The following is a 16,385-nucleotide window of genomic DNA, read 5'->3' on the forward strand; positions in this document are numbered from 1 at the left end:
CGACTCGATGACGGAGATGGTGTCCATCCTAAGCACCCCCGTAGCTGGCGCGAAGCAGGGTCTTGTTGATCTTGCCCGTGGCGGCGAGCGGCATGGTCTCGACCCGCACGATCCGATCGGGAATCCACCAGTCGGCGACCCGCCCCTTCAGCGTCGCCTTTAACGCTGCGTCGTCGATGTCATGCCCCCGCGCCGGCTCGACCACCATCAGGGGCCGTTCGCCCCATTTGGGGTCCGCCCGCCCGATCACCGCGACCAGACCGATGGAGGGCAGGGCGCCGACGATCTCTTCGATCTCGACGGGATTGATCCACTCGCCGCCCGACTTGATCAGATCCTTGGACCGGCCCGCCAGCGTCAGATTTCCCGCGTCGTCCAGGATGGCCAGGTCCCCTGTGTCGAACCAGCCGTCCGGGTCCAGGGCGGTCTTGGTAGCGTCGAAATAGCGCTCGATGACGCTCTGACCCTTCACCTTCAGGTGGCCTACCGCATTGCGTTGCTCGGGCAGGGGGGCACCGTCGGCGTCGGTCAGCTGGAGGTCCAACCCAAGGGGCGGCCGGCCCGACCCTCGCGCCGCTCCGGGCTTGTCGCTGCGGGGGGATATGGCGCCCAGCGGCGACAGCTCCGTCATCCCCCAGCTGGTCTGCACCGTGGCGCCGAACCGGTCCTCCATGCGCCGCAGCAGGCTGTCGGGGCAGCTGGAGCCGCCGATGATGATGCGCTCCAGGCTTTCGGTCTCGCCGCCAACAGCGTCGAGGTGGTCCAGAAGACCCAACCAGACCGTCGGCACGCCAACGGCCACCGTCACCTGATGGTGGTCGATAAGCCGGGCCAGACTGGCCCCATCCGTGACGCGATTTGGCAGGACAAGATCCGCCCCGACCGCCGGCGCCGCAAATGGCAGGCCCCAGGCATTGGCATGGAACATCGGCACGGCGACCAGCACGGCGTCGGCGTTTGTCAGGGCGATGGAGTCCGCCTGTAGCGCGCGCAGGGTGTGCAGGTAGTTCGAGCGGTGCGTATAGGCCACGCCCTTTGGAGCGCCGGTGGTGCCGGAGGTGAAACAGAGGCCCGCGAGCGCGGTCTCCTCGAACCGGCCCCAGGCGGTGGGCCGTCCGTGCGTATCCAACAGGGCTTCGAGATCGACATGCGTCACGTCGGGTCCGACGTTGTCCAGCAGGATCAGGCGCTCGAGGCGCGGACAAGCGGCAAGCAGGGCCTCGGCCATTTCCTGCAAGCCTGCGCCGACCGCCAGCACACGATCATCGGCTTGGGTGATCATCGCGGCCAGGTGCGCGACGGTCAGGCGCGGGTTCAGGGTGTGGCAGACAAGGCCGACTCCCATGGCGGCGTACCAGATCTCGACGTGATGCTGGGTGTTCCAGGCCAGAGTCGCGACGCGGTCGCCGGGCGTCAGGCCAAGATCGAGAAGGGCGCCGGATAGACAGTTTGCGCGGTCTCGGAGCCCGGCATAGCCGATCAGGGTGTCGCGACCGTCTCCGCCTGCCGTGATGACACGCCCTTCGCCATGCCATTTGGCGCCGTGATCCAGGAAGCGATCCACGGTCAACGCGTAGTCTTGCATGGGGCCGGGGGGCGAGCCGATCATACCGGGCAGAGGTCCAGACTGTTGTCGATGCCGGCGGACCGGCGAGGGCGCGGGAACGACGACCGTCAGGCCATCGTCCCCGGCTGGGTTCAGAAGGTCTTCGTCAGGTTCACGCCGAACTGTCGCGGCGGTCCGGCGTAGCGCAGGCCCGCGTTGATGGCGGCGATATAGGTCTGGTCGGTGGCGTTCAGCGCATAGGCGGCCAACGTCCAGTCATTCGTCTTGTAGCTCAGCAGCAGGTTGACCAGGTTTCGGGCTTCCAACCGATCGCCGAGCGCTTCGTTGTTGAAGATGCTCGTCCAGGCCTTGCCGATGTGAGCGTAGTCGACCCGAGGCGACAGGGTCGCGCCGTTCGGCAGGTGGAAGTCATACTGGACGCCGATGTTGAACGTCAGCTCCGGCGCATACCCCTGGGTGTTTCCATCCAGATTCAGGCAGTTGGCTGTTGCGGGGCCGGTGGCGGCGTTGCACGTGCCGCTGCGCGCGATACGCGGATCGGCGGCATAGAACTCGCCCAGTTCAGAGTTGGAGACAGCGGCGCCGACGTCCACGGTCCAGGCGTTGAGCCGCACTTGAGCGGAAGCCTCCAGGCCCATCAGCACAGTCTCGTCGGCGACATTGACGATCGAGCTGAACAGAGGAACGGCCGGATCGCCGACCACGACCTGGAAGCCCTCATAGGTCATGTAGTAGGCGCCCAACTGGGTGCGGATACGCCCACCGAGCATCGTCGACTTCCAGCCCAGCTCGTAGTCGACCACATCCTCCGGGCCGAACGAACTGGCCGGGACGTAGAAATTCGGTGCGTTCAGGCCGCCCATCTTGAAGCCGGTGGCGACGAATCCGTAGAGGAAGTTGTTGTCGTCGACCTTGTAGTTGATGCTCACCTTGCCAGTGGTCTTGTCTGCGGTGACCTCGTCGTTCTGCAGCAGCTGCAGGCCGAGCGCCGGATAGGTCGTATAGACGTTCTCGTTGCGCGAGCTGCTCTCGGACCAACGGGCGCCGACCTGGATCTGAAGCCGATCCGAAAGGTCATAGCTGATCTGGCCGAAGACGGCGGTCGTCTCCTTCGGCGTGTCGCCGAAGATGTAGTAGTCGAAGACGCCCTCGGGGAAACCGATGTGATAGGCGCCTTGCGGGAAGGTCGTGACGGGGAAGGTCACGTCGTCCTGCTGCCAGAAGGCCCCCAGCAGCCAGGTCAGGCGCTGGTTGTCTGGCGACACCAGGTTGATCTCCTGGGACCAGACGGTCTCTTCGACCCGGTCATAGAAGGTGTTGTTGAGCGCACTGGTGCCGTCCAGATCGGTCGAGAACTCGCTGACCCCATCCTGGTAGCCGGTGATCGAACGCAGGGTGATCCCGTTGTCGAAGACATAGCTGACGTTCAGCGACAGGCGGGCGGTCTCGTCCTTGCCCGAGTGCGGGCCGTTGGCGGTGACCTTGAACGGATCGTTGGTCGCCAGCGCCGGATCGGCGGGATAGCCGCCGAAGTCCTGGTTGTTGTAGTCGCCCTTCAGCAGCACGCGTAGAGCCGGCGTCGGCGCCCACAGGACGCTGGCCCGGACGCTGTTCATCTCGATGTCGCCGGGATCGCCGCTATAGGGGCCGGTGATGTCGTGGAAGCTGCTGCGCCGCTCGCTGTTCGCAGCCAGGCGAACCGCCAGGGTGTCGGTCAGCGGGACGTTCACCGCGCCCTGGAGCTTCACATTGTCGTAGTTGCCGACCTGGCCCATCACATAGCCGTTCACGCTCGTGAAGTCGGGGTTGCGCGAGGTGATGAAAACCGCACCGCCCGTGGCGTTGGTGCCGGCGAAGGTGCCCTGTGGACCACGCAGGAGTTCGACGCTGCCGATGTCGTAATAAGGTTCAGCCTGGAAATATCCCGGGAAGACCGGAACGCCGTCGCGATATGTGGTCACCCCCACGCCGATGGCCGTGGTGGGCTCGGACTTACCGATGCCGCGCACGTTGAAAAAGTTGCCTTGGCCGAAGTTCTGGACCGTCGTGGACGGCGCCACGAACTGCAGTTGCTCCAGCGAAAAGACGCCCCGGTCGTCCAGGCTGTCGCCGGACAGGACGGTCGCGGCGACGGCGGTCTCCTGCAGATTGGTCGTCCGCCGTTCGGCGGTCACCACGACATCGCCCACCGATGTGGCCTGCTGGTCGTCAGTCTGTCGTGACGTTGCGTCCTGAGCCTCGGCGGCTCCGGCCCACAACAGGACGGCGGCGGATGTGGTCAGCCAGAGCTTGCGCCCCATGGTCTTCCTCCCTCGATGTTTCCCGCGGCGCTCTGACGGCGCCATGACGGGGACGGTCTCACCGATCGTGGCCCACGTCAATACTAACTCGTCGGCTAGTGAACATTGACCTTTTGGCCAGGATGATCAGAGTGCGCGCGTCCAGACAGGGCGATCGCGGCAATTTCCGCCACAGGGGAGACAGTCATGACCATCGATCTCACGGGCCGCGTTGCCATCGTCACCGGCGCGGGCGGAGGCCTGGGCCGCAGCCATGCCCTGGCGCTGGCGCGTCATGGCGCGCGGGTGGTGGTCAATGATCTGGCGGCGGCGGCGTGCGAGAGCGTGGCGGCCGAGATCCAAGCCTTTGGCGGCGAGGCTTTGCCGTGGACCTGCAGCGTGACAGATCGCGACGGTGTGGTAGCGATGGTCGAGGGGGTGATCCACCAATGGGGCGGGGTCGACATCCTGGTGAACAATGCCGGGATTCTACGCGATCGCACTTTCGCCAAAATGGATCTGGATGACTTCGCGCTGGTGCTCGACGTCCACCTGATGGGATCGGTCAATCTGACGAAGGCCGCATGGGCGCACATGCGCGACAAGGGCTACGGGCGAGTGATCTTCACCACCTCGTCCTCCGGTCTTTACGGGAACTTCGGCCAGTCGAACTACGGGGCCGCCAAGATGGCGTTGGTCGGACTGATGCAGACCCTGGCGCTCGAAGGTCAAAAATTCGACATCCGCGTCAACTGCCTGGCGCCAAGCGCCGCGACGCAGATGACCGAGGGCCTCTACTCCGAGGAGGACCTCAAGGGGCTGTCGACCGATCTGGTCAGCCCCGGAGTGGTCGCGCTCGCCAGCGCGAACGCGCCGACCAAGACCATCTTGCTGGCGGGTTCCGGCGCCTTCGAACAGGCGCATATCACCATGACGCAGGGGATCTTCGTGGGAGAACGCTCCGACTCTGCGGACCAGATCGAGGGCTTGTGGGGCCGGATCGGCAGTCGGGACAATGAGCGCGTGCCTGAAGCCGGATCCGCCCAGTACACCCATGAAGTCGCACAACGGACCCGCGCTCTAAACGAAATCGCCTGAGCAGGCTGTCAGCGCTGCTGCGTCAAATGCGGCTTACGGCTAGTTATCCAAGATGTCTTAGCTTGATGCGAAAGCTTGGATTCGGCCGCGGCGAAGCGTGTCGGCCGCCCGCACCAGCTTCCTAAAGGTTGGTGCGGGCCAGTTCGAGGACCTCGTCGCCGCGGCCGTTCATGATGGCCTTGAGCATGAAGAGGCTGAAGCCCTTGGCCTGTTCCAGCTTGATCTTGGGCGGGATGACGAGTTCCTGGCTGGCGGTGACGACATCGACCAGGGCGGGGCCGGGGTGGGCCATAGCTTGGGCGATCGCGTCCTCTAACTGGTCAGACTCCTCGACGCGGAAGGCCTTGACGTCCATGGCCGTCGCCATGGCGGCGAAGTCGGGGTTCTGAAGGTCGGTGCCGGTGTCCAGGAAGCCGGCGGCCTTCATCTCCATGGCGACGAAGCCCAGCGAGCCGTTGTTGAAGACGATCACCTTCAACGGCAGACCCAACTGGGTCAGGCTGATGAAATCGCCCATCATCATGGTGAAACCGCCGTCGCCCGACAGGGAGATCACTTGCCGATCCGGCGCGGCGGCCTGGGCGCCGATGCCTTGCAGCATCGCATTGGCCATGGAGCCGTGGTTGAACGACCCCAGCAACCGCCGCCGACCGTTCATCTTCAGATAGCGCGCCGCCCAGACGGTCGGGGTGCCAACGTCGGCGGTGAAGATCGCATCGTCGGAGGCCAGGCGGCTGACGACCTCGGCCACATATTGCGGGTGGATGGGACGGCCTCTGGACGAGGGGCGGGCCAGGTCGTCCAGGCCTTTTCGCGCCTCGCCATAGTGTTTGCGCGCGGCGTCGAGGAAGCGCGACGACCGCTCAGGCTTCAGTTGCGGGAGAAGGGCGGCGACGGTTTCGGCCACGTCCCCGACCACCCCCTGGGCCAGGTGGGCGCGCTTGCCCAGGCTGGACGGGTCATGGTCGATCTGGATGATCTTGGCATAGGACGGATAGAAGTTGCGATAGGGGAAGTCAGTGCCCAGCATGACCAGGGCGTCGCAGTTTATCATGGCGTGATAGCCGGACGAGAAGCCGATCAGGCCGGTCATGCCGACGTCATAGGGATTGTCCCATTCGACATGCTCCTTGCCGCGCAGGGCGTGGACGACCGGGGCCTGAAGCGCCTCGGCCAGAGCCAGGACCTGATCGTGGGCGCCGGCGCAGCCGCTGCCGGCCAGGATGGTGACCTTGTCGGCGCCGTTCAGCAGTTCGGCCGCACGCGCCACATCGGCCAGAGCAGGGCTGATGCGGGGCTTGCCCGGCGGGCTCCAGTCGGGCGAGGCCCCGTCGGGCGCCTGGGCCAGGGCCACATCGCCGGGAAGGACGATCACCGCCACCCCGCCCTTGCCGACGGCGGTGTTGAGGGCGCGCGCCAGGACGCCCGGCATCTGGGCCGGATTGGACACCAGTTCGCAGAAGTCGCTGCACTCGCGGAACAGCTCCTGCGGATGGGTCTCCTGGAAATAGCCCAGGCCGATCTCGGAGGAGGGGATGTGGGCGGCGATGGCCAACACCGGAACCCGGTTGCGATGACAGTCGAACAGGCCGTTGATCAGATGCAGGTTTCCCGGCCCGCAACTGCCGGCGCAGACCGCCAGTTCGCCGGTGATCGCCGCCTCTGCGCCCGCAGCGAAGGCGGCCGTCTCCTCGTGGCGGACATGCATCCATTGGATGTCGTCGAAGCGGCGCAGGCTGTCGTTCAGCCCGTTCAGGCTGTCGCCCGTGACGCCCCATATCCGGCGCACGCCGGCCGAGGCCAGGGTCTTCGCCAGCAGGTCTGCGACGGTCATCGCCATGTTCGGCTCCTTGAAGGGTTTCACGCCACGATGCGCACACCAGCACACCGCGTCTTGTCTGGAAATGCGCCGAACAGCATTCGGCTTCGTGCGGCCTCTCCCTGTCGCACGCGAAGCGGCTATGGTGGGGCGATGAGTCGGGCCGCGTCATGATCAAATACATCGGCTCCAAGCGCGCCTTGCTGGGCCATGTGACGGGCGCCGTCGCCGGCGTCCTGCCCCAGGGCGGGCGGGTGTGCGACCTGTTCTCGGGCACGGCGAGGGTCGGTCATGCGTTGAAGAAGCAGGGGTTTCAGGTCTGGTCGAACGACTACAACGCCTATGCCCACGCCCTGGCGACCACCTATGTCCAAGTGGATCGAGAGCGGTGGATCGACCGGGTCGAGATCGTGCTGGCCGAGTTGCGGACGGTGACGCCGCAGGCGGGATGGTTCACCCAGGCCTTTTGCCAGGACGCCCGCTACTTCCATCCTGACAACGGCGCACGCATCGACGCCATGCGCGACCGGATCGAGGCCATGGGGTTGGAGCCGGAGCTGAAGGCCATCGTCCTGGTCAGTCTGATGGAGGCGGCGGACCGGGTGGATTCCACGGCCGGGGTTCAGATGGCCTATATGAAACAGTGGGCGCCCCGGGCGTTGAAGACGCTGGAGCTGAGGACGCCGGACATGGTTCCGGCGATGAAAGGCGGGCCGTGCCGGGCGACGCAGGGCGATGCGATCGAGATCGCCGAACAGGTCGAGGCCGACCTCGTCTATCTGGACCCGCCCTATAACCAGCATTCCTATCTGGCCAACTACCACTGCTGGGAGAGCCTGGTGCTGTGGGACCGGCCCGAGACCTATGGGATCGCCAACAAGCGGGTGGACGTCAGGACGCGCAAGAGCGCCTTCAACAGCCGGCCCGGGATCGGCCCGGCGCTGAGGACCGTGATCGAGCGGGTCAAGGCGCCCAATCTGATCGTCAGCTTCAACGACGAAGGCTATCTGAGCCGGGCCGAGCTGGTCGAGATGCTGTCGGCGCGGGGCCATGTCCAGGTGCTGGAGGTGGCGCACCCGCGTTACGTCGGCGCCCGGATCGGCATTCACAATCCCAAGGGCGAGAAGGTCGGTCAGGTGGGGCGGCTGAGGAACGTCGAACACCTGTTCGTGGTCACGGATCGGCCGGTCGAGCTGCCTGTGGCCGCATAAGCGCAGCGAAAACAACAGTCGCAAGTTGCGGAACGCGAATCGCGGCGTGTCGTTGTGGGACTATGCAACCGCGCCCGCACACCTATCCGACCACTGATCGCACCGACGATTACCGCGTCCGGCCGGCGGTGGAACCGCGTTCGTGGGTGCCGCATGTCGCCGAGGCCGACTGGGGCCGGGACGCGCCGGCCGCCGATGCGCGGCCGACCTTCACTCACAACGCCGCCCGCTACAGCCGGCCGTCCGAGGCGACGCAGCCGGTCGAGCATGTCGATCTCGAACCCGAACTGAGCCCGCCGCCGCGCTGGATGATGGCGCTGGCCGGCGCCGCCGTGGCCGCCCTGATGGGCGCGCTGCTGGGCGGCTTCATGCACATCTGAGGCGGCTTCAGGCGTCCTGAAGCAGGGCCTTGATCGGTGACCAGCTGCGCCGGTGGGCGGGGCAGGGGCCCAATGTTTTCAAGGCGTTCTGGTGGATCGGCGCGTTATAGCCCTTGTGGCTGGCGAAGCCGTAGCCGGGATATTGCGCGTCCAGATCGATCATCAGCCGATCCCGCGCCGTCTTGGCCAGGATTGAGGCCGCCGCGATCGACAGCGACAGGCCGTCGCCGCCGACCACCGTCTGGATCTCACACGGCAGTTTGAAGCGGTAGTTGCCATCGACCAGGGCCGCGACCGGCTGGACCTGAAGCGCCTCGATGGCGCGGCACATGGCCAGGCCCGTAGCGTGCAGGATGTTGAGTTCCTCGATCTCCTCCACCGAAGCGAAGCCGACGCCCCAGGCGATGGCGCGCGCCTTGATCTCGGGCTCCAGTGCGGCGCGGCGCTTTTCCGTCAGGGCCTTGGAATCGTCTATGCCAAGGGGCAGGTCGTCAGGGTTCAGGATGACCGCTCCGGCCGACACCGGGCCGGCCCACGGTCCGCGCCCCGCCTCGTCCACGCCGCAGACGTGCCCGTTGACGCGCTGGATCAGCACCGTCTCCAGCGCGAGGGTCGGGAAGGCCTTGGGGTTTGCAGGGGCTTTAGCCATGGCCCGCCATCGCACGAACCTGGGCGTGACGGAAGCAGGTCGTCTGGTGATCGTTGACCATGCCCACGGCCTGCATGAAGGCATAGACGATCACCGGGCCGCAGAAGTTGAAGCCGCGCTTCTTCAAGGTCTTGGCCATGGCGACGGATTGTTCGGTCTGGGTCGGGGCCTGGCGAAAGTCGGCGTGGGTGGTCTGGATCGGTTCGCCGTCAACGAAGGACCAGAGCCAAGCGGAGAAGTCTTCGCCATTGTCGCGCATTTCCAGCCAGATCTGGGCGCCCCGGATGGCCGCGTTGATCTTGGCGCGCGAGCGGATGATGCGGGCGTCCCCCAGCAGGCGCTGGATGTCGTCCTCGCCGTAGCGGGCGACGATCTCGGGGTCGAAACCGTCGAAGGCGTCGCGGATGCCCTCGCGCTTTCTCAGGATGGTGATCCAGGCGAGACCGGCCTGGAAGCCGTCGAGGACCAGCTTCTCCCACAGGGCGCGCGGGTCGCGTTCCGGCACGCCCCATTCGGTGTCGTGATAGGCGATGTAGAGCGGGTCTGTGGTCCCGCACCAGCCGCAGCGGCCTTCTGCGTGTGAGTCGGTCATGGCGGGAGGTTGCCAGTCTGTTCTGGTGAGGGGAAGGGCGGGATTTGAGACTCGGCAGTGGAAAAAAGACCGTCTGAATAGTCTCAATTGTCTGAGTTCGGGCGGAGAGGTGAATTGCACTGCACCCGCGAAACGCGTGCAAAGTGCAAGACAGTGCAATTTGGCGGGGCGAAGTTGGACTGCGAAAAAACAGTCCAACGAGTCCAAGTTTTCGTCTCCTCCGGCCCTAAACCCGCGCATTGTAAGGGCGGTTGGAGGAGGGGTTGGTCGATTGACGCTGGTGGTTGGTAAGGCTCTGAAATCTGGACGAATGTCCTCAGAGAATAGGATGGAGACCGTCTCCTTCCCATGAAATGGGGAGGAGGACCTCGAAGCGGTGGAGGGGCTCTTGAAGTCCCACGGGCGGCGGTGATGCGGTGAAGACCCCCTCCGTCACGGCGCTGAAGAAGCGCCGCGCCACCTCCCCACGAGGTGGGGAGGAGACCGGTCGTCATTCAGTCACGCACCAATCCGCCGTCCACCACCAGGTTCTGCCCCGTCACCGCACGGCTCCACGGAGAGGCGAAGAAGAGGACGGCGTCGGCGAATTCTTCGGGGGTGGTCACCGAGCGCAGCGGCGTCATGCCGGCGATGAAGTCGAAGACGGCCTCGGGGGTGGCGGCGCTGGCGTCGGTGGTGCGCAGAAGGCCGCCCGAGACCATGTTGACGGTGATCCCGTCGGGGCCGAGGTCGCCGGCGGCGGTGCGGGTCAGCGACAGCAGGGCGGCCTTGGCGGCGGTGTAGTCGTGATAGGGCACGACCGGATTCTGGAACAGGTTGGTGCCGATGTTGACGACGCGGCCGAACCGGGCCGCGGCCATGCCGGGGGCGGTCGCCTGGATGACGTTCAGGGCGCCGCGCACGACGGTCGAGAACTGGGCCGCCAGTTCGTCCCACCCGATGTCCGTCATCTGGGACCGGGCGTCGCCGTTGAAGCTGTAGTCCAGGGCGTTGTTGACCACGGTGGTGACGGGCGCGCCGAAATGGGCTTGCGCGGCGGCGACCATGGCGTCGACGGCGGCGCGGTCGGTCACGTCGGCCTGGAGGGCGACAGCGCGGTCGCCGATCTCGGCGGCCAGGGCTTTCGCCGCCTCGCCGCTGGCGCGCCAGTTGATGATCAGGCGGGCGCCTTCGTTGGCGAAGGCGCGAACGGCGGCCGCGCCGACGCCGCGCGCGCCGCCTGTGACGAGGACGATCTGGTCGGCGATCTTCATGGGGGACTCAAGCGTTGGAGGAGGGGAGGACGTCCTCGCCCATCCAGGCGGGTTTGCGCAAGCGCACAGGGCGGCCGTCCACGGTCAGGTCGCCGTCGAGGCGGTCGATCCGCAGCAGGGCCATGACCGATCCGTTTTGGCCGGACAGGATCTCGCCCGCGCGCAGTTCGCCCTTCAGCACCTCGGCGCCGAAGGCGGGGGGCGGGCCGTCGAAGTCCAGCGGCAGCATCCGGTTCTTGATCGTTCCCCGGCGTTTCATGCGCGAGGTCGTCTCCTGGCCGACGAAACAGCCCTTCTGGAAGTCGATGCCGTTCAGCAGGTCGAAGTCGGCCTCGATCGGATAGGTCTTGTCCTGGGGGGCGTCGGCGGTCGGGTCGGGCAGGCCGATGGAAAGGCGGTGGGCGTCGTAGTCGGCCTGAGCGGCGTCTGGCGTCGCCTCGCCATAGAGACGGCCGCCCATCAGCGGGGTGCGCGGGTCGGGGATGAAGCCGGCGACGACCTCCGGCCAGGCGGCGAAGATGGCGCGGTCGTCGGCGGCGACCTGGACCTTGGCGCGGAGCCTGTACATCGACAGGCGCTGAAGCAGGGCGTCGCGGCGCTCCGTCGCGACATCCAGCAGGACGCCGTCGGCCTGACCCAGGATGAACATGTCGAACAGCAGCCGGCCGGGCGGCGACAACAGCGCGCCGAAGCGCAGTTCGCCTTCCGCCAGCGTCTCCACATCCTGGGTCAGCAGATTGTGCAGGAAGGGTTTCGCGTCCTCGCCCGTGATCGAGATGAGGGCGCGGCTGTCGAGACGGGCGATGGGCATGGGCGCAAGATAGGGCGCGGGCGGCGGCTTCAGAAGATGACAAATAAGAAAAGCGTGGGCTGACGTAATCAATCATGATGGTGCGGTCCTGACGGATCATGCACCGGCCGGCGATCTGTTGTGGGGTCTCGGGTGAATATGCTACAATCTGGACATGAAAGTTCTGCTCGAAATTGCGCTGACGTTTGTCTTTGTTCTCGCTCTTCTGCTGGGAACAAAAGCCATGCAGATCGGCGGTCCAGATATTGTAAGGGTGTTGGTTTGCGGCGCAGTGGGGTCGGGTTTTGCCAGCCTCGTCTGCTGGTCTGTTGGTCGCCATTTGCGGCAAAGACCCGTTAAATCTTAGGCGATCTCGCCTCACGCCACGACGGCGGCGGCCTCAGGATTGAACAGGGGATCGAAGTTGCGCCAGTCGCTGGCGCCCCAGGCCGAGACGCGGGTGACCAGATCGACGATGTTCATCGGCTTGGCGATACAGTCGTCCATGCCGGCCTCTTCGTACTGGATCAGCTGTTCCGGCAGGGTGTTGGCGGTCAGGGCCAGGATCGGCGTGCGGCCGACCGGACCCGGCAGGGCGCGGATGGCGCGGGTGGCATCGACGCCGTCCATCACCGGCATCTGAATATCCATCAGGATCACGTCCCAGTCGCCGTCGCGGGCGGCATCGACCCCTTGCGCGCCGTCGTTAGCGGTGGCGCAGAGGATGCCCTGGGCGGACATGACGGCCATGACCAGGGCGCGGTTGCTGTCGTGATCGTCGACATAGAGAACGCGCAGGGCGGCGGCGTCTTCGTTGGCGGGCGCGGGTTCTTCGATGACTGTATCGGGCGTCGGCAGGGGAATGACGTTGTCGGCCGACAGGTCGATCATGTCGTTGACTACGGACAACAGACGCTGGCCCGCGCCATTGATGCGGGCGGCGTGGTCGGCGTGTTCCTTAACCAGGCCGGCCTTGGACAACAGGTCCGAGAAGCCGATGACGGCGTTCAGCGGTGTGCGCAGTTCGTGCGACATGTCGGTCAGGAACTTCTGCCGCGCCTCGGCCATGGCGGTCTTCTGCTCGGCGGCGACGCGGGCCTGTTCGGCCTCGACCCGTTCGGTCACGTCGATCTCGTTCAGCATGACGCCCAGCTGGCCCGTGACCGGATCGATGACCGGGCGGATGTCGAGGTGGTGCCAGCGCAGGCCCTCGCGGGTGATGATCTCGCAGACGTCCGAGGACAGGTCGCCTGACAGGGCTGCGGCCAGCATGGGCTGTGCGCGCTCGGGTTCCGCGAACCGGGCCTCGAAGGGATGGGTGGTCGAGCCATAGGCCGCGAAGGCCGCGGGGTTGGAGAACAGCGGCCGGCCTTCGCTGTCGAACAGGGAGATCAGGGTGGAGGTGTGACGCAGGGCCTCGACCGCGCGACGCTCCTCGCTCTCGACCTCGATGGGGGCGGCCTCGAACAGCAGGACCGGTGTGCCGTCGTCCAGCCAATGGGTCGAGATGATCGCCGTCACCGTCAACGGCCGGCCGTTGGGATAGAAGGTCCAGTGTTCGGACAGGGTCTCGCCGTTCGCCGTCTCGCGCGCCAGGCGTTCGGTGCGGGCCAGGACGGCGGGGGACATCTGGCTGAAGTCGCGGGCCAGCAGGGCGTCGAGGCTGTCGGAGCCCCACAGATCCAGGGCGGCGGCGTTCGCATAGACGCCTCGCATGGCGGACGGATCGAACATCCAGATCGGGCGTCGAAGCGCGTCCCAGGCCTGCATTTCCGGCGTGTCTCTCAAAGCGGCGACGTTACGGATTTCAGAATAGCCGCAAGGACTTAAGCTTCAGCTAAGCTGTGGGATCATCCTGGGTTGTCACGGCGTATCGCGCGACGACGCCGTCTGGCTGAAAATCATGCTCGGCCAGCGTATCGAGCGAGCGCAGGACGCGGGCCAGGAAGGCGGCAGGATCGCCGTCCTCGATCGCCGGGCGCAGCCATTCGGTGACGACGGCGCGGGCGGGATAGGCGCCGACCGGGCCGGGAATGCTGAGGGCGACCTCAATCCCCTCGGCGACCCAGCCGGCGACGGTCATGAAGAAGTCGGGCGAGGCCAGGAAATCCGAGCGGCGCAGGACATACAGGGTGATGATCCCGTCCTCGACCCCGTCGGGGCGGACGATGACGCCGCTGAGGTCCGGCCGCCAGTCGTCCGACAGCTCGACAACGCGCCACAGGCAGAACCAGATGCGGCAGGTGTTGGGCCGGATCGCGTGGACCGAACAGCCGGCGCCGTCGACGCAATAGGCGCACAGCTCGCCGGTCGGCTTGGCCAGTTCCGGCAGGTCCAGCGGAATGACCCGGCAGCATTCGACGCAACCGCCGCAGGTCCGGCCGGGGAGGAGGGGAAGTGAGGTCATCGCGCCGGATCGTCAGTCCGGCGTCTGCCAGACCTTTCGCGCTCCATAGTCGATGGCGAAGCCCCTGTCGCCCAGCCAGTCGATGCCGATGATGGCCAGGGGCGTGTCGGCTGAGCCCAGGCGGTCGAATACGGGCAGAGCGCCGACCTTGACCGGCGTCGTCGGCCAGCGCCATCGGCCGATCTCCACATCCTCGATCTGCGCCTGACCCAGATCCAGCGGTTCGCCGTCGATGCCGGTGATCTGACCGCCCGAGGGCAGGGCGTCCGCCTTGATGGCCAGGGCGGCGGCGAAGGCGGGGTTCAGGGTGGTGTGCTGGGCGCCGGTGTCCAGCAGGCCCCAGCCGGTCGTATCGCCGATGCGGACCGGCAGCAGGATGCGCCAGGGGCGCTGCCATTCCGTCTCGACCGGCGTCCAGCCCGCCTCGACGGCGCCGCTGGCGCGGACGGACACGCAGGCCTGCGCCGGCCGCCAGACGGCCATGGCCTCGCCGAACAGATCGACGCCGGCCAGGCCCGCGATGTCGTGGCTGTCGAAGCCCGGGGGCTCGATCTCGGGCGAGACGAAATCGCGCATCTGGATCGGTCCGGCCTCGAAGGCGGCAATGCGATAGAGATCGACCTGCACCGCGCCGCCCATGCCTTGGGCCTGATCCGGCGACGGCTCGCGCGGCGGAAGCAACAGGGCGATACGCGGGGCGTCCAGTGTGGTGCCGCTGGACGCCGTGTCCAGCACGAAGGCGAAAGGCCCCTGTCCGTTGACGCGCGCCTGGATGACCGGGCTGTCTCCATCGCCGCGCTCAAGCGCCAGGCAAGACGGTTCCGTGGCGGCGAGCATCAGGGCCGTGGCGAGTGCGAACATGGGCGTCCTCCGACCTCAAGGAGGGCCACGCCGCGACGCGGGCGGCAAGTTAAGCCTTGGTCATGTCGCGCTTATCCGAGCGCACGTTCGAGCTGAGCGATGCGGCGGTCCATGTCGGTGACGACGCCTTCGAGCCGGGCCTTTTCGGAGGCCATGTCGATGGGCGTGCCGTCCTCGTAGGAAATGGTCGCGCCCTTGGCGATCAGGTCCAGCCGATAGATGGCCGTGACGCGCTGGGCCTTGAAGCGTTCGAGGGCGGCGGAGGCGGCTGGATCGGGCGTCTGGATCATGGGCGCGGCTTTTAGCCTATGGCGCCTGCCTGTGGAAACCTGCGTTTGACGCTGAACCCCCGATAGAATCCCTGTATCCGTTGACGGATGATCGGGCGGTTTCCCATCCTGTATATCGCCGAGGCGGACGCCGAGGACGCCGTGCTGTCCTCGGGCGTGCTGGCGCATCTGGTCGAGAGCCTGCCGCATGCGACCTTCACCATCGTCGGCTCGGCCGCCAGCGCGCCGCTGTTCGCCGATACGCCGCGCCTGACCAGGCTGATCGTGCTGGAGCGCGAGGGTCATTTCGAATGGATCGCCCTGTGGAACCAGGTGCGAGGGACCAAATGGGGTCTGGTCGTGGACATGCGCGGCTCGGACCTGTCGGGCAAGCTGAGGCGGCACAAGCGGGCGGTGCGGGGCAAGGATGCGCCGGGTCTGCACGCGGTCGAGGCGGCGGCGGCGGTGCTGAAGCTGGAGCCGGAGGAGATTCCGGGGCCGAAGCTGTTCGTGTCCGACGAGACGATGGCTCAGGTTCAGGCGCTGATGCCGACGATGGGCGGGGACGGACCCATCCTAGCGGTCGGGCCGGGGGTGGAATGGATGGGCAAGCGCTGGCCCGCCGAACGTTACGCCAAGGTGGCGGCCAAGCTGCTGGCCGACGACGGGCCGCTGGCCGGTGGCCGGCTGATGATCGTGGGCGAGGAGATCGACCGCGAGGCGGCGCACACCATCCGCTACGCCGTGCCGCGCGCGCGGGTGATCGAGCTGCAGGGTAAGCTGACACGGCTGCAGACGGCAGCGGCCCTGTCGAAATCGGCGCTGTATGTCGGGGCGGATTCGATCTGGACCCAGCTGGCGGTGGCCTCGGGCGTGCCGGTGGTGGCGGTGTTCGGCCCGTCGGACGAGGCCGTGCGCGGGCCGTGGAAGGGCGAGGCCGTGCGGGGGCCGCGCACCTATGAAGAGTTCAGGAAACTGGACCCGCGCCTGAACCAGGCGATCCAGCATATGATGGATCTGCCGTGGGAACGGGTGATGAAGGCGTCGATGCGTCTGTTGAAGGCGCGGGGCTGAACCCGATCTCCCTCCCCGTTCGGGGAGGGGGGCGCGAAGCGGCCGGGTGGGGGCGGCCGGTGATCGCGCGACAGACCTGTGCCGTATTGCCTGGCCCTCCCCACCCGGTCTCGCCTGCGGCTCGACCCCGCTCCCC

General features: G+C 66.6%; 16 protein-coding genes. 5 read left to right on the forward strand and 11 right to left on the reverse strand.

All coding sequences use genetic code 11. From position 1 onward, the window contains the following. Positions 1-28: 28 nt before the first annotated feature. Both CHRYSEO8AT_RS10865 and CHRYSEO8AT_RS10870 read right to left on the reverse strand, forming a co-directional pair. Positions 29-1,564: an AMP-binding protein gene (locus tag CHRYSEO8AT_RS10865; RefSeq protein WP_370514253.1), complete on the reverse strand. Its 1,536-nt coding sequence runs from the start codon at positions 1,562-1,564 to the stop codon at positions 29-31. Positions 1,565-1,698: 134 nt separating this feature from the next. Beyond that, positions 1,699-3,867, reverse strand: a complete 2,169-nt coding sequence (locus CHRYSEO8AT_RS10870) for a TonB-dependent receptor (RefSeq protein WP_159849905.1) — start codon at positions 3,865-3,867, stop codon at positions 1,699-1,701. A 186-nt stretch (positions 3,868-4,053) separates the two neighbouring features. On the opposite strand from CHRYSEO8AT_RS10870, the gene CHRYSEO8AT_RS10875 reads away from it, so the two are divergent. Further along, positions 4,054-4,944, forward strand: coding sequence for an SDR family NAD(P)-dependent oxidoreductase (locus CHRYSEO8AT_RS10875; protein ID WP_159849907.1), 891 nt, complete (start codon positions 4,054-4,056; stop codon positions 4,942-4,944). Positions 4,945-5,065: 121 nt separating this feature from the next. Here the strand turns inward: CHRYSEO8AT_RS10875 and poxB are convergent, their stop codons facing one another. Next, positions 5,066-6,784, reverse strand: a complete 1,719-nt coding sequence (poxB, locus tag CHRYSEO8AT_RS10880; RefSeq protein WP_159849909.1) for a ubiquinone-dependent pyruvate dehydrogenase — start codon at positions 6,782-6,784, stop codon at positions 5,066-5,068. Between the two features lie 149 nt (positions 6,785-6,933). On the opposite strand from poxB, the gene CHRYSEO8AT_RS10885 reads away from it, so the two are divergent. Continuing rightward, positions 6,934-7,974, forward strand: coding sequence for a DNA adenine methylase (locus CHRYSEO8AT_RS10885; RefSeq protein WP_159849911.1), 1,041 nt, complete (start codon positions 6,934-6,936; stop codon positions 7,972-7,974). 62 nt (positions 7,975-8,036) lie between these two features. Then, positions 8,037-8,354: a hypothetical protein gene (locus CHRYSEO8AT_RS10890; protein WP_159849913.1), complete on the forward strand. Its 318-nt coding sequence runs from the start codon at positions 8,037-8,039 to the stop codon at positions 8,352-8,354. Between the two features lie 7 nt (positions 8,355-8,361). On the opposite strand, the gene CHRYSEO8AT_RS10895 is transcribed toward CHRYSEO8AT_RS10890, so the two are convergent. From CHRYSEO8AT_RS10895 to CHRYSEO8AT_RS10910, 4 genes are all read right to left on the reverse strand, one after another. Continuing rightward, positions 8,362-9,003 carry a ribonuclease HII gene (locus CHRYSEO8AT_RS10895; RefSeq protein ID WP_159849915.1) on the reverse strand — a complete coding sequence of 214 codons (642 nt, stop codon included), beginning with the start codon at positions 9,001-9,003 and terminating at the stop codon, positions 8,362-8,364. Further along, complete coding sequence (locus CHRYSEO8AT_RS10900; RefSeq protein WP_159849917.1) at positions 8,996-9,595, reverse strand: DNA-3-methyladenine glycosylase I; 600 nt, start codon at positions 9,593-9,595, stop codon at positions 8,996-8,998. Before CHRYSEO8AT_RS10900 ends, CHRYSEO8AT_RS10895 begins: the two co-directional genes overlap by 8 nt. Before the next feature lie 494 nt (positions 9,596-10,089). Further along, entirely contained in the window at positions 10,090-10,848 is a 759-nt protein-coding gene (locus tag CHRYSEO8AT_RS10905; RefSeq protein ID WP_159849919.1) for a 3-oxoacyl-ACP reductase, read from the reverse strand. Positions 10,849-10,855: 7 nt separating this feature from the next. Then, entirely contained in the window at positions 10,856-11,659 is an 804-nt protein-coding gene (locus CHRYSEO8AT_RS10910; protein WP_159849922.1) for a folate-binding protein YgfZ, read from the reverse strand. A 154-nt stretch (positions 11,660-11,813) separates the two neighbouring features. Between CHRYSEO8AT_RS10910 and CHRYSEO8AT_RS10915 the strand changes: the two genes are divergently transcribed. Then, a complete protein-coding gene (locus tag CHRYSEO8AT_RS10915; RefSeq protein ID WP_159849924.1) occupies positions 11,814-12,005 on the forward strand; it encodes a hypothetical protein in 192 nt (63 codons plus the stop codon). An 11-nt stretch (positions 12,006-12,016) separates the two neighbouring features. Here CHRYSEO8AT_RS10915 and CHRYSEO8AT_RS10920 read toward each other — a convergent pair whose 3' ends face one another. From CHRYSEO8AT_RS10920 to CHRYSEO8AT_RS10935, 4 genes are all read right to left on the reverse strand, one after another. Continuing rightward, entirely contained in the window at positions 12,017-13,408 is a 1,392-nt protein-coding gene (locus CHRYSEO8AT_RS10920; RefSeq protein ID WP_159849926.1) for a response regulator, read from the reverse strand. Between the two features lie 67 nt (positions 13,409-13,475). Further along, on the reverse strand, positions 13,476-14,045 hold the full coding sequence (locus tag CHRYSEO8AT_RS10925) for a hypothetical protein (protein ID WP_159849928.1): 570 nt from the start codon (positions 14,043-14,045) through the stop codon (positions 13,476-13,478). A gap of 12 nt (positions 14,046-14,057) precedes the next feature. Beyond that, entirely contained in the window at positions 14,058-14,906 is an 849-nt protein-coding gene (locus CHRYSEO8AT_RS10930; protein ID WP_159849930.1) for an aspartyl protease family protein, read from the reverse strand. A 71-nt stretch (positions 14,907-14,977) separates the two neighbouring features. Further along, positions 14,978-15,196 (reverse strand): hypothetical protein, encoded by a 219-nt coding sequence (locus CHRYSEO8AT_RS10935; protein ID WP_159849932.1) that lies wholly within the window; start codon positions 15,194-15,196, stop codon positions 14,978-14,980. An 87-nt stretch (positions 15,197-15,283) separates the two neighbouring features. On the opposite strand from CHRYSEO8AT_RS10935, the gene CHRYSEO8AT_RS10940 reads away from it, so the two are divergent. Beyond that, positions 15,284-16,249, forward strand: coding sequence for a glycosyltransferase family 9 protein (locus CHRYSEO8AT_RS10940; RefSeq protein ID WP_159849934.1), 966 nt, complete (start codon positions 15,284-15,286; stop codon positions 16,247-16,249). Positions 16,250-16,385 lie beyond the last annotated feature (136 nt).

This window comes from Brevundimonas sp. G8, from assembly GCF_902506205.1.
GTDB lineage: Bacteria > Pseudomonadota > Alphaproteobacteria > Caulobacterales > Caulobacteraceae > Brevundimonas.